The 13017-nt window shown below is 43.6% G+C and carries 11 protein-coding genes and 1 tRNA gene; 5 read left to right on the top strand and 7 right to left on the bottom strand.

From position 1 onward, the window contains the following. Positions 1-8 precede the first annotated feature (8 nt). Positions 9-3065, top strand: a complete 3057-nt coding sequence (locus R7Q39_RS24865; RefSeq protein WP_053349932.1) for an AAA family ATPase — start codon at positions 9-11, stop codon at positions 3063-3065. A gap of 58 nt (positions 3066-3123) precedes the next feature. On the opposite strand, the gene R7Q39_RS24860 is transcribed toward R7Q39_RS24865, so the two are convergent. Together R7Q39_RS24860 and R7Q39_RS24855 are read right to left on the bottom strand one after the other, a co-directional pair. After that, entirely contained in the window at positions 3124-3504 is a 381-nt protein-coding gene (locus tag R7Q39_RS24860; RefSeq protein ID WP_017633640.1) for a cystatin domain-containing protein, read from the bottom strand. Positions 3505-3595: 91 nt separating this feature from the next. Continuing rightward, complete coding sequence (locus tag R7Q39_RS24855; RefSeq protein WP_318076998.1) at positions 3596-3790, bottom strand: hypothetical protein; 195 nt, start codon at positions 3788-3790, stop codon at positions 3596-3598. Between the two features lie 21 nt (positions 3791-3811). Between R7Q39_RS24855 and R7Q39_RS24850 the strand changes: the two genes are divergently transcribed. Then, positions 3812-4345 (top strand): lipocalin family protein, encoded by a 534-nt coding sequence (locus R7Q39_RS24850; protein WP_005375974.1) that lies wholly within the window; start codon positions 3812-3814, stop codon positions 4343-4345. A gap of 207 nt (positions 4346-4552) precedes the next feature. Here R7Q39_RS24850 and R7Q39_RS24845 read toward each other — a convergent pair whose 3' ends face one another. From R7Q39_RS24845 to R7Q39_RS24825, 5 genes are all read right to left on the bottom strand, one after another. Further along, positions 4553-5548 carry a succinylglutamate desuccinylase/aspartoacylase family protein gene (locus tag R7Q39_RS24845; RefSeq protein ID WP_318076997.1) on the bottom strand — a complete coding sequence of 332 codons (996 nt, stop codon included), beginning with the start codon at positions 5546-5548 and terminating at the stop codon, positions 4553-4555. Between the two features lie 110 nt (positions 5549-5658). Beyond that, positions 5659-7191 carry a putative basic amino acid antiporter YfcC gene (gene yfcC / locus R7Q39_RS24840; RefSeq protein ID WP_318076996.1) on the bottom strand — a complete coding sequence of 511 codons (1533 nt, stop codon included), beginning with the start codon at positions 7189-7191 and terminating at the stop codon, positions 5659-5661. A 211-nt stretch (positions 7192-7402) separates the two neighbouring features. After that, complete coding sequence (locus tag R7Q39_RS24835) at positions 7403-7723, bottom strand: c-type cytochrome (RefSeq protein WP_005375977.1); 321 nt, start codon at positions 7721-7723, stop codon at positions 7403-7405. A 78-nt stretch (positions 7724-7801) separates the two neighbouring features. Continuing rightward, positions 7802-8806, bottom strand: coding sequence for a low-specificity L-threonine aldolase (gene ltaE / locus R7Q39_RS24830; protein WP_062730971.1), 1005 nt, complete (start codon positions 8804-8806; stop codon positions 7802-7804). A gap of 22 nt (positions 8807-8828) precedes the next feature. Beyond that, entirely contained in the window at positions 8829-9344 is a 516-nt protein-coding gene (locus tag R7Q39_RS24825) for an NUDIX hydrolase (protein WP_005375979.1), read from the bottom strand. 269 nt (positions 9345-9613) lie between these two features. Here R7Q39_RS24825 and R7Q39_RS24820 point away from each other — a divergent pair, with 269 nt between their 5' ends. The 3 genes from R7Q39_RS24820 (at position 9614) to R7Q39_RS24810 (ending at position 13017) form a co-directional block, all read left to right on the top strand. After that, a complete protein-coding gene (locus tag R7Q39_RS24820; protein WP_158155193.1) occupies positions 9614-11275 on the top strand; it encodes an ATPase RavA domain-containing protein in 1662 nt (553 codons plus the stop codon). A 9-nt stretch (positions 11276-11284) separates the two neighbouring features. After that, positions 11285-12739: an ATPase RavA stimulator ViaA gene (viaA, locus tag R7Q39_RS24815; RefSeq protein WP_017820201.1), complete on the top strand. Its 1455-nt coding sequence runs from the start codon at positions 11285-11287 to the stop codon at positions 12737-12739. Positions 12740-12943: 204 nt separating this feature from the next. Beyond that, a tRNA-Cys gene (locus R7Q39_RS24810) sits at positions 12944-13017 on the top strand.

Genomic DNA, 13017 nt, shown 5'->3' with positions numbered 1-13017 from the left:
GACCAAAGATGAAACCAATTAAACTTACCATGCAAGCCTTTGGTCCGTTTGCAAAAACCGAAGTCATTGACTTTGAAAAGCTTGGCCGTAACCCTCTGTTTTTGATTAATGGTCCTACAGGCTCAGGTAAAACGTCGATCTTAGATGCCATTTGCTTCGCCCTTTATGGTGAAACCACAGGTAATGAGCGACAAGGTATTCAGATGCGGTGTGACTTATCCGCGCAAGATTTACCAACCGAAGTAGTTCTCGAATTTTCGTTACACGGCAAACAATACCGAGTTGTTCGATCCCCTGAGCAGGAAGCGCCCAAGGCCCGTGGTGAAGGGATGACGATTAAAAAGCACACTGCGGCTCTTTATGAACTCGGTGAGACTGAAACGCTTATCACCAGCAAGACGACTCAGGTTAAAACTGAAGTTAGCAATATTATTGGCTTGAATGAAACTCAATTTCGTCAAGTTATGGTGTTGCCTCAAGGAAAATTCCGAGAACTGTTGCTTGCTAGCTCTAAAGAGCGTGAAGAAATTTTTGGCCAGCTCTTTCAAACTGACATATATAAAAAAATTGAGTACGCGCTCAAAGATAAAGCGAGTGCAATTAGTAAAGCGAAAGGCGAATTTGATAATCAAATTCGAGGTGCTTTACAAGTTGCAGAAGCGAGTTCTGAACAAGAACTATTACAACAACTGGAACAAGTAACTAAGCAATTAGAGTCTGATAAAAAGAATGAGCAAGCAGCGTTAGATAAGCTCAATACTGCTAAATCTGAATTGCAAAAAGCGGAAACCTTGAATGGAGAGTTTTCGAAACGAGAGCAAGCAGAAAGCGCACTCAAGCTGCATCTAGAACACTCAGATTCGATAAAAGCTCGTCAACAGCAATTAGAAAACGCTAAAAATGCCAATAAGATAGAGTTGCCCTATATCTCATTACAAAATGCAAAAGCTCAAACGCAAGAGCTTAGGCAAAAAATCGTAGCTTTGAAAGAGAGTCTCGAAAAAGCTCATGTCGTTGCGAGAGAACAAGAAAACTTGCAGCAAAGTGCAAAAGAGGCCGCGGCAAAGGTCCCGCAGTTAACGCAACTGCAGTATCAGCTTGAAAGTACGAAAAACAAGTTGGTCGAGAAAGACAATTTGGAAAGTAAAATAACGGCGGGTTATCAACAAAAACAACAATTTGAAGCAACGTTAAAACAGTACATAGAACTAAAAGATAAGTTAACGTTACAGGCCCAGCAGGGACAGAAGGAGCTAGAGAAAGCACGAGTTGATGTTGCGCTTATTGGAAGCATCGATGCGGAAATAAAACAAAAACAACGGCTGCTACAGGATCTAAAAAAGCTGCATGATCTTACTTTAGAGCTCTCTAAACTCAATGCGCTAACTGTAGGTAAGCAGCAGTCACTAAACGAAGCCAGTCAGCGCTATATGCAGTGTCAACAAGACGCTGATACGATAGAGCTTAAGTGGCACAACGCTCAAGCAGCAGTATTAGCGCAGCGACTAAAAGCAGGTGAAGCATGCCCGGTGTGTGGTAGCGAAACGCATCCTAACCCCGCAACGTTTGTTGAAGAAGCCGTGACAAAAGAGCAAGTTCAGGCGGCTAGAGCGAAAGAGCGAGAAGCTCAAACCTTGTTGAACCAACTAAGCAATCAGCTAGAACAACATAACGTTGTCATTAGTCAGTATCAGAATCAGTGTAACCAGTTGAAAGAGGAGTTGGGTGAGTATGCTACATCTGAGATCTCGACGGTTCAAAATGATTTGCAAGCGCTTAATGCTCAACTCCTACGTCTACAAGCTATTGATATTGAAAAAATAGAAAGGAACGTTGAACAGCTTAATCAACGCTGCGTCGTGGGTGAAAATAAAATTCATGAGTTACAGAATAAAATTGCGGCAAATGAATCAACCGTTAAAGCGAACCAAGAACAATTGGCTCAATTACAAGCTTCTATTGACCCAAAATACAGTTCCGCTGACTTGCTTGAACGTGAAATTTTGCTGACAAAAGAGCAAATTCTGAGTTTGAACACAGGCTTAGAAAAGGCGCAAACCGCTTTGCAGCAAGCGATATTGGAGAAATCAAATGCGGAAAGTCACTTAGCGACGAACAAGCAGTGGTTATCTGAGTCAGAGCAAAAACTTAGCCAAGCAGAATTAGCGTGGAATGAGGCACTACAGGCGAGTAAATTTGAGGATGAAAGCCATTATCTAAGTAGTCGAGTGGGAGATGATGAACTTCAAGCCTGGCAGCAAGAAATAGACAGCTTCAAACAGGCACAAACCAAGCTTGAGCAAACACTACATGATTTAAATCATGCATTGAAAGATCTTGAAAGGCCTAATTTAGAGTTGTTTAATGACAGGTTAACCACTCTGCAGGCGCAATATATTGAAGTAAGGAATCAACTTGATACCACACGCTCAATATTTGAACGTCTTGAAAAGGTTCGTAAAGATATTGCCGTGTTGCATGAGAAAAATAGTAAGTTAGAAGAAGAATACAAAGTCTTTGGTACGTTGTACGACGTTGCTAGTGGTAAAACAGGCAGCAGGGTTAGCCTACATCGCTTTGTTCTTGGTGTACTGTTGGATGATGTGCTGATTCAGGCCTCCCAACGTTTAAGCCTTATGAGTAAAGGGCGCTATATTCTTGCTCGAAAAACAGAGGGCTTCAAAGGTGCTGCGGGTCGCGGCTTAGATTTAATGGTTGAAGATGGCTACACAGGAAAAACGCGTGATGTTGCGACACTTTCCGGCGGTGAATCATTTATGGCAGCGCTTGCTCTGGCACTTGGTTTGTCGGATGTTGTGCAATCCTATAGTGGCGGTATTCGTTTAGACACTTTATTTATTGATGAGGGCTTCGGTAGTTTAGACCCAGAGTCTTTAGATCTTGCTATTCAAACGCTAGTGGACCTGCAACAGACTGGGCGCATGATCGGTGTTATTTCTCACGTTTCTGAGTTGAAAGAACAAATGGCGCAGAGGATTGATGTAGAACCATCAAGACTTGGTTCAACGGTGTCGATTAAATCTCAATGTCGCTTCGCTGTCTAATTCAGTGACTACTGTTAGATCAAAAAGCCCTTAATGTTGGGGCTTTCTGACTAAGTCGCTACTGTTCGCAAAAGTGGCCTTCTTTTGGCGATTGGGTAATCGCATATTCGCCATCGAGGTTGCGATAAACAATCGTGTTCCAAACAGAGCCATCATCCAATTCAAACTCAATAGCATAGTTGACGCCGCTAACGATTTGCGCGTGAACATTCAGTATTTGTTTAAACGACGCTATTGTGTCCATTTTCTTTAAAACAAAGGCCATTGCCTTTTGTGCATCAGGGGTCGCGTTAAACTCATTCCACCCACCTGGCATGTTTCCTTGTGCATTACATACATCTGCCGAGGTCGTTAATTGTGTCGTTGCGCTCGGCTTTTCCTGCTGACAACCTGCAAGTAACACCAAAAGTGCACAAACTGACACTGTTTTTAATTTCATAACAATAACCTCTGTCTATAACGCAACGTATTATAGGAGGGTGATATGCCTACGAATGTCTATGTTGTGCAAAGTTTCTATATGCATAGGGTTAAATGCTGACAAAATGTACAAGCATGGTCAGCTCGTAAGTCAAAAATAGAGCAATCTTGTTATCGATTTGCTGAGATGACGAGGTTTCGGTGTTCAGCGCGCTATTGATGATGAAGAATTGTGATGTGTACCTATTAGGGCGATGGTGCGGCTTAGTGATCGATTTGTTATCTTCTAGAGTAAAATCAATCACTAATTAAAATTTAGGTGTTGTATGAAATCGATAAAAATATTTTTACTTTTGTCACTTGCAACTTTATTTGGTTGTACCTCGAAGCCGGATGGGGTGGAACCCGTCAATAATTTCGATTTAGAGCCATATCTAGGTAAGTGGTACGAAATTGCACGCCTAGACCATTCATTTGAGCGAGGCTTATCCAACGTTACCGCTGAGTATCAGGTTCGCGAGGATGGTGGGGTTAAGGTGATAAACCGTGGATATTCCGAAGAAGAGCGACAGTGGTCAGAAGCTGAAGGCAAAGCTTATTTTGTTGAAGATAAAACGGTTGGACACTTAAAGGTTTCCTTTTTTGGGCCAATATACTCTTCTTACATTGTTTTTGAGCTAGGTGAAAACTATAACTATGCGTTTGTTTCCGGTTACAACCACGACTATTTGTGGCTATTGTCTAGAACGCCTAACGTTGATGAGAAAGTAGTGGAGCGCTTTAAGTACGTAGCTAAAGAGAAAGGTTTCGCTATAGACGAGCTCATTTTTGTTGAACAAGAGAAACAAAGACAGCTTTAAGTTCATCAGCGTGGCTGAAAAAGCGGACAGAGGGGAAGCTTCCTAATTAAGAGCTCAGTTTGTCATTTCGCTTAACAGTAATTTGTTACCGCGTAACTTAACGTGGTCAAAATGGATATAGCCCCATCATTTGTGATTACTCGTGATGGGGCTTATATAAATTTGAGTGAGCGTCGAAAGGTTGATCTATCAACAAACGGTTATGGTTTACTTAATCAAACGAACGATCAGGGAGCCTGGTGCTCGAATAGATTCAACATTGTGGCTAAGTACTGTGCCGCTTGTTGGGGCGGTGTAGCGTTTAATCTCAGCGCCAAAGCTGTCGTATTGAATCGCAAGAAGTTGACCTTGCTCGACAAAATCCATCAAACTAACATGAGGCAGTACAAAGCCGCCGTGTGTCGCTTTCACACTGATGATTTCGTTTCCTTCCAAGCATGACGTAATAGTGTCCACATCACCTTCAACAATGTTATGCTCTTTCAGCACATTAAAAATGCCTGTTACAGTTCGATTGATGAGCTCTTGCTCGGTGTATCGCCCCATACCTACTTCAACTGTAATGCTTGGGACACCGTGGTTATTCCAAACCGTTTCAAGGACGCCAGCATCTCCAGGATCATTTAAAATCGCATCAGGATTAATGAGACGAGCCATTTCTAATGATTGCTCGATTCGGAAATCTGCAAACACGTAAAGCGGATAGGCCGCACCACTGGTTTGAGTGTGAAGGTCAATGGCTAAATCAGCATTTGGTTTGAGCAAATCATTCCACAATGCATATAAGTAGCGTTGGGCTTCATTGCCGTTTTGGTCACCAGGAAAAAAGCGGTTTAAGTTTGCAGGAGACGCATCAGGGTCTGCGGAATAGAAATCACGGCTGTGGTTTAGCATACCTGGCATGTTAACGGTTGGAACAATAGTGACAGTACCAGCGACTTCAGTGCCGATGAGCTCTCGAGCAGTTTGCTGCGCTGCTAACACACCATTGTACTCATCACCATGAACCCCTGCGGTAATCATGATTTTCTTGCCAGGTTTTTCACCTTTGAACACTAGCACAGGTAGGTGTTGCCACTGAGAGAGAGCATTCGTTGCGATGCGAAACCAAAACTTATGCTCGCCCGAATTTAGGTCTGCTACATTGAGAGATTGAATCACTTGATGACCTTGAATCACGTCATCGAGAAATTGTGTTGCCATTAAAGTTACCACTCCAAAACCATGAGCTAATCTAAAACCTTAGCGTCGTCATACCATGAATATTAATAAGGCGAGAACATGTCTCACCTTAATTACCAATTGGCTTCGTTTTACGCAAAACCCATAATATGAGCTGCGATAACGACGATACTTGATAGGGTAAAGAGTAATAGAATAAATCGCCAGCAGAATTTTGCCCAGTCACCCCAGTCGATACGGCAGACACCAAGCGTTGCCATGAGAGATGCCGAAGTAGGGACGATAACGTTAGTAAAGCCATCGCCAAGTTGGAATGACAAAACTGCCACTTGGCGCGTAACTCCTGCAATGTCTGCCAGAGGGGCCAGTAGAGGCATCGTTAGTGCCGCTTGTCCGGATCCTGAAGTGACGAAGAAGTTGAAGATAGATTGGAATACATACATTAACCATGCCGCAGCCACGTCAGGAAGCCCGCTAATCACGCCGCCAGCACTGTTTAGAATTGAATTCAGTACACTCGCTTCATCAGTTGTACCACCACCAAGTATAAGCAATACACCTTTCGCACAACCCACTAATAGGGCAGGTGCAAGCATAATAGCTGCACCTTCTTTAAATGCATCAGCTGCGCAGTTTAGCGTCATACCGTTCAGGCGGAAAATCGTACCGATGATCGCGACAACAAAGCCCATAGTGAAAAATTGAGAAGCGATTTCTGGGATGTACCATGCGTTAGCGACTACGCCCCAAACGACCCACACCGTGGTCGCAATAACCGTAAGGATAACGAGTGTGTCACCTAGGTTCCAACGAGAATCTTGATTGCCAAGCTCTTGCTGACGGAAATACTGGTCTGTGCGGTGGCTGTAAGAAAGTTTAGGATTTGACTTCACACGAGCGGCGTAGATCATTGTGAAAGCGATACCGATTAACGTAAAGCCAGCCCATAACCCCATGCGCACTGTCATGCCGGATAAAACAGGTACACCCGCAATGCCTTGCGCAATAGCGACGGAGAAAGGGTTCATCCAAGAAGTAGCAAAGCCAATTTGAGTCGCAACATAGGTAACCATTACCGTAGTGATACCATCATAACCAAGGCGAACCATAAGCGGCGCGATAATAATCGCAAATGCTACGGCTTCTTCACCCATACCAAATACCGCACCGCCTAGCGAGAACAGCAAAAATAGCACTGGAATGAATAGCGCTTCGTTACCTTTGGTCTTATCGATAAGGCGCAGGATACCGTTATCGATTGTGCCTGTGCGCATTACAACGCCGAAAGCACCGCCGATAACCAACATGAACATAATCACGCCGATTGCGCTGCCCCATTTAGAGCCAGAAACTAGCCCTTCGAAAGGGAAGTTCATCAGACCAATGTCACCACCAGAAGCAAACAGGCCAACCTTGTTGTAAACCAATTCACCGTTTTCGTCGGTTGCATAAGAGAAAGAAGAAGGATCGATAACTGTGCGAGTTTTTTCTGCACCGTCGACCATGTAGGTCACCTGTTGGCTATCAAAATGACCAGCAGGAATTAAGTAGGTAAGAATCGCAGCAAGAATACCAACAATGAAGATCAAAATGAGGGTATCTGGCATCTGCCACGACTTAGGGGTAGCAACCGAGTCTGCTGGTTGCGCATGTGTGTGAGACATAACTTACTTCACGTCAAATTCAATAAAGCATGAAATATCGATAAAATAGAATAAAAAGTCAATATTAATGCTTATGTTGAACTATAAATTCATCAAATATTTGAAGTGAAGTTAATTTGATTGTTTTGTGGTCAAATGTTGGGTTAATGTTTCAATATGCGTTGAGTTTGGATGATTCACGAGCTTTCATAGTCATCTACAGGTGATCTAATTACTTGATTTCTGTCTGTTCTGCATAAAAAGCAGCGACATCACGAAGGTCTTCATCATTTAACATTTTTAACTGTGCTGCCATCATTTCTGCAAGCGGCCCTTTACGCTCACCGGCTTGATAAGATTTCATTGCATTGTAAAGGTACTGAGAATTTTGACCAGCAAGGCTTGGATAGGTGTTGTTCGTTGCGATGCCTTTAACACCGTGACAATAGACACAGCTAGGTGATTTGATTTTACCTTTATCAGCATCACCAAACGGCTCGGCATGGATAGCGGAAGAGAAAATAAAAGAGATTAGAAGTACAAACCTGAGCATGGAGGTTATCTATTCGCTAAAAATCATGGCGATACAATAAAGCTTCCCCTTAGGGGAAGCTCAATGATCAAAATCAAATTAAAGTAGAGATTTTATACTTGATAAGAAAGTGTCGATGTCTTTCGCTGAAATATCTTTATGAGTTACAAAACGAATTGGATTTCCAGGGGTTATCGTGATGTTTTGTTCCTTTAGTTTCGCAGCGATACTTACTATGTCCACTTGAGGATCAAGCTTCGCGAACACGATGTTCGTTTGAACAAATTCAGGGTTGACTGAAAAACCAGGCAGTTCTGCTAAACCTTCCGCTAAGGTTTTTGCGTTGATGTGGTCTTGTTTTAGCTGTTCCACTTGTTCGGTAAGGGCAAGTTTGCCTGCTGCGGCAAGAATACCCGCTTGACGCATACCACCGCCGACCATCTTTCTTAAGCGACGTGCTTTTGCGATGTAGTCTTTGCTACCAAGTAGTAGCGAGCCAACAGGGGCAGCCAGACCTTTCGACAGACAGATCGTCATTGAATCAAAGTACTGACCGATCTCTTTTACCGGAACATCAAGTGCAACGGCTGCGTTAAAAACGCGAGCGCCATCTAGATGCATCTGCAAGTTATGTTTATTCACGAAGTCACGTGCTTCTGCTAAGTAAGACAGAGGTAGTACTTTACCATTAATTGTGTTTTCTAAGCTGAGAAGCTTAGTGCGAGCAAAGTGACAATCATCTGGTTTAATCGCAGCAGTCAGTTTATCAAATGGTAGCGTGCCATCTGGGTTATTTTCGACTGGTTGAGGTTGAATTGATCCCAAAACCGCCGCGCCACCAGCTTCGTATTTGTAGTTATGTGCTTGTTGCCCACATAGATATTCATCTCCCCGCTCGCAATGCGCCATTAAACCGAGCAGATTGGCTTGAGTGCCTGAAGTGGTAAACAAAGCTGCTTCGAAACCAGCAAGCTGCGCAGCAAATTTTTCAAGCTCATTGACCGTAGGGTCATCACCATAAACATCATCCCCAACGGGGGCCTTAAACATGGCTTCTCGCATGGCTTGGGTGGGCTGTGTAACGGTATCTGATCGAAAATCCATGAATGTCTCCTTGGTCAAAGTCCTAAATATATCCGCAAAGGCGCGCTTTGCTTAAGCAAGCGATCGTTTTGGCATCGGTGATCGTGCCATCGACTATCTTTTCTTCGAGTTGCTTGATTGACAAGGTGACGACCTCAATCACTTCGTCTTCATCGCACTCGTAACGGTTTGTTTTGTTGAGCTTTTCGGCAACAAATAGATACTGTATCTCATCACAAAATCCGGCAAGAGGGGTGACTTGGCCGAGAGACGTGAATTTCTCTGCACTAAACCCAGTTTCTTCCTCTAACTCTCTTTTGGCGCAGCAGAGTGGCTCTTCGTTGCCTTCTCTGGTACCAGCAGGAAGTTCCAATAGCCATTTATTAAGTGAAGGCCGAAATTGGTGGACAAGGACAATGTGACCCTCCGCTGTAATAGGGAGAATCACCGCAGCACCCGGATGATGGATTGTGGTGTGCGTAATTGCCTGTCCTGTAGGAAGCACAACGTCTTCTTCAATCAGAGAAATTTGCTTCCATTTATGAATTATCTTGCTCATGCAGTTATAAACCCTAGCTGTTACCGCATTTTTGACGTTTTTCGACATTAACCACAAATGGTGGGAAACAAAAGCAAAAAATACTGCAACACGACGAAAGCGTTTGCACTTTAAGTGAGCAATGTCTCATAAATGGAAACTTTGATTGCTTCGTCAAGAAGGGGAAAAGCATCTGCTATAAGGGGAATTCGACAAAATACATTTGTAACAAAGTTATAACAAGTGTATAAAAATGTTAACGCAATACCACTTCAGCAGCCGGAGAACGTATGACACAAACCTTATTTACCTCAAATGCCGAAAAAGCGCTTCTCTCAGAACGCATCAATAAATTGGCGAAAGCGTTAACGGATGGCGTTTATGAGCGTGAACATACGATCAAGCTCTGCCTTCTTGCTGCACTTGCTGGTGAAAGTGTTTTTCTTTTAGGTCCCCCTGGTATTGCAAAAAGCTTAATTGCCAAACGACTCATCCAAGCGTTCGATAACAGCAGTTACTTCGAATACCTGATGACGCGCTTCTCAACCCCTGAAGAGGTGTTTGGGCCACTGAGTATCCAAGAGCTAAAAGACAACGGCCGTTATGTTCGCTTAACTAAAGGGTATTTGCCAACTGCACAAGTCGTATTTTTGGATGAAATCTGGAAGGCGGGCCCTGCAATTCTTAATACATTGCTGACAGTGGTTAATGAGAAAACATTCAAAAATGGCAGCGATATCGAGCGTGTGCCAATGCGCTTGTTGGTATCGGCTTCCAATGAATTACCCGATGAAGATAGTGGATTGGATGCGCTCTACGACCGCATGTTGGTGCGTGTGTTTGTGAATCGAATTCAGAATAAACAAAACTTTAAGTCGATGTTGACTGTGGGCACATCGCAAGAGGCACAAGTACCAGAAGGCCTAGCGATAACTGATGAAGAATATCATCAATGGCAACAACAGCTCGACAAATTGACGTTAACCGACAATGCATTCGAAAAGCTTTTCCAGCTTAAAACGATGTTAGAAAGCAAAGTTGAAGCTCAGTTTGGTGATGTGGCCAATACCGATATGTATGTCTCTGACCGCCGCTGGAAGAAAGCCGTGAAGTTGTTAAAAGCGAGCGCGTTTTTTAATGGTCGCGATGAAATAAATCCGCTTGACCTTTTACTGCTGCAAGATTGTTTATGGAACAGTCCTGAATCGCGAGATGTGGTACGTGAAGTGGTTCAAGAGTTCGCCTTAAAACATGCATTTGATCAACAAGACGCGGAGCAGGAAATCGAGTACTGCCGTGAGTCTTTGGTTGATGTCCAACATGAACTAGAAGATGCCTACCGCATGACGTTAACGTCTGAAGCGGCCACGGGTATTTTGCGTAAAGAAACCATGCGCTTTGATACCTCTAAAGCCAAGATGTACAAAGTTGGCGCAGCCGTTAACTTAGTTAAATTGGTTGTCTTGCAAAGCAACATGTCGGTTTCAGAATCAGAAAAAGGTGATAGCCGCTGGGTTTATGTACCCAAAGATGAGTTAGATCGAGTCATTAAAGAGGGAAGCGGTGATGTGTATGGTTACGTCAATCAAAACACCAACATGTGCCGTTTACGATTTGATGTTGACGCGGCGAATAACCTAGTTATCCGTGATATCGCGAACCGAGGCATTTTGGTTAGCCTAGTGACTCAAGAGGGCTTGGATGTAGAGCTTTACCAAAAGTGGTTAACGCAGAGCGAAAAAGCCGTAAATCAGCTTAGTGAGGCAGAACACCATATGCGCAAGGTGAAAGCGAACTTTCATGATGCGCTTCCGCATAGCTTTGTTGATCCTGAACTACCCCGCCTTATGGAGTCGAGTCTGCAACAGGTCAGTCAGAGACTTGAATCAATCCAAGCAGAAAGTGAAAAAGTTATCCAACGCTTTAAAAACTTACATCAGTTTTTCTCATAAGGAGACGACATGCTAGGTGCAGACGGACTTAACCTCGCGCTGATGGTGGCCGACTCCGGCATCATCGATAGCGCAGTTAATGATTTGATGGCTCGTTCACAAGTCATGATGATGGCAGAAAACCGAGGTGTTAAATCTTCGGTCAAAGGTCACTTGTTAAAGTGGCGAGGCAGCGTCAAAAAACGGATCACCAAGGTATGTGAGACAGAGCGTTTCCAACAAGAGCTGTCTTTATATCAAGAGGTTATTCATTGGGATGAAGAGGCGTTTTTTGAAAACATCGAAGATGTGATTAAAAAGCTGGAATGGCACTCTGCGTTTTACATGCAAGCTCGCCGAATGATGGAAAAGAACAAAGGGATGAATAACCCTATGTTCCCACATTACTTTTGTGATCAATGGTACCAAAGCCTCACCGATGCAATAAAACAAGCGCAAGTAAGCGAGCTTGAAGCCAATAAAGAAAAGGTGCTGAAAGACCTGTATCAACGTATGGAAACCATGCGTAATATGGATAAAGTCACGGAGTCGGGTGATGCTGAAAGTGTAGGGCGCCTGTGGGATATGGCATCTGCCAAGTTGAGTAAAACAGACTTAACGGTGATGAAACGCCATGCTGAGTTTCTGAAGAAGCACCAAGGCTTGCAAGAAATTGCGGAGCAACTCGGTCGTATGGCGGGGCAAGTAAATGATCCTGAACTAAATCGTGCGCCCACTGAAGAACTTCAATTGGTCGAAGAGAAAAGTGATGAGGCGACGGATGATATTGTTGGTATTCACGAAAGCGATGATCTAAATAAGCTACTTCCCAACGAAACGATGTTTTTGGCGTATCCTGAACTTGAAGTTGTGTTCTATAAACACTTAGTCGATAAACGGCTCATGAACTATCGTACACAAGGCAAATCGCGCACGTTACGTAAAGTTAAAGCTCACCGACCTGACCATAAAGCGGTAGATATCGAAAAAGGCCCCTTCATTGTTTGTGTGGACGCGTCCGGTTCCATGAGTGGCTTTCCTGAGCAATGCGCCAAAGCCATGGCTTATGCTCTGATGCAAATCGCACTAGCGGAGCAACGTGATTGCTATGTCATTATTTTTTCTACGGAACACATTACCTACGAACTAACCAAACAAGATGGTCTGCGCGAGGCGGCGGACTTTCTAACTTATAGCTTCCATGGTGGTACAGACTTAGAGCCAACTTTGATTAAATCTATCGACTTGATGAGCGGTGATAAATATAAAAACGCAGACATGGTAGTCATTTCCGACTTTATCGCGCCAAAACAACAAGACGAGTTACTGGCCAAAGTGGATGCGCTCAAAGCGAAGAAAAACCGTTTTCACGCGATTAGCTTATCGAAATACGGAAATCCTGCATTAATGTCGATGTTTGATCACACTTGGTCTTATCACCCTAATGTTGTGGGAAGATTGCTAAAAAGGGTCAGCAACTATTAAACGCTTTAATGTTTCATGGGACAAAACGAACTGAAAGCGAGATTTATATTGCTTCGTTTTAAGCCAATAAGATCGAACTTTGGTCGAATTGACTTAAAAGAAATCAAACGAACAGAAAATGAAATGTTTTTGTTTGACTATCTTCTCTCAATCCGTAAAGTAGCCACCAACGCAACGGGGTAGAGCCCTGAAGCGTAATAAAAAGGCGCCTTGGCAGAGTGGCTATGCAGCGGATTGCAAATCCGTGGACCTCGGTTCGACTCCGGGAGGCGCCTCCA

This window comes from Vibrio sp. 947 (assembly GCF_033339115.1).
GTDB lineage: Bacteria > Pseudomonadota > Gammaproteobacteria > Enterobacterales > Vibrionaceae > Vibrio > Vibrio alginolyticus.
This window is presented reverse-complemented; position numbering and strand designations above follow the sequence as displayed.

What these genes read in the sequence shown, in the direction of transcription:
- R7Q39_RS24865 (WP_053349932.1), top strand. Translation starts at nt 9, where the DNA reads ATGAAACCAATTAAACTTACCATGCAAGCCTTTGGTCCGTTTGCAAAA.
- R7Q39_RS24860 (WP_017633640.1), bottom strand. Translation starts at nt 3,504, where the DNA reads ATGAAATTAAAAACAGTGTCAGTTTGTGCACTTTTGGTGTTACTTGCA.
- R7Q39_RS24850 (WP_005375974.1), top strand. Translation starts at nt 3,812, where the DNA reads ATGAAATCGATAAAAATATTTTTACTTTTGTCACTTGCAACTTTATTT.
- R7Q39_RS24845 (WP_318076997.1), bottom strand. Translation starts at nt 5,548, where the DNA reads ATGGCAACACAATTTCTCGATGACGTGATTCAAGGTCATCAAGTGATT.
- yfcC (WP_318076996.1), bottom strand. Translation starts at nt 7,191, where the DNA reads ATGTCTCACACACATGCGCAACCAGCAGACTCGGTTGCTACCCCTAAG.
- R7Q39_RS24835 (WP_005375977.1), bottom strand. Translation starts at nt 7,723, where the DNA reads ATGCTCAGGTTTGTACTTCTAATCTCTTTTATTTTCTCTTCCGCTATC.
- ltaE (WP_062730971.1), bottom strand. Translation starts at nt 8,806, where the DNA reads ATGGATTTTCGATCAGATACCGTTACACAGCCCACCCAAGCCATGCGA.
- R7Q39_RS24825 (WP_005375979.1), bottom strand. Translation starts at nt 9,344, where the DNA reads ATGAGCAAGATAATTCATAAATGGAAGCAAATTTCTCTGATTGAAGAA.
- R7Q39_RS24820 (WP_158155193.1), top strand. Translation starts at nt 9,614, where the DNA reads ATGACACAAACCTTATTTACCTCAAATGCCGAAAAAGCGCTTCTCTCA.
- viaA (WP_017820201.1), top strand. Translation starts at nt 11,285, where the DNA reads ATGCTAGGTGCAGACGGACTTAACCTCGCGCTGATGGTGGCCGACTCC.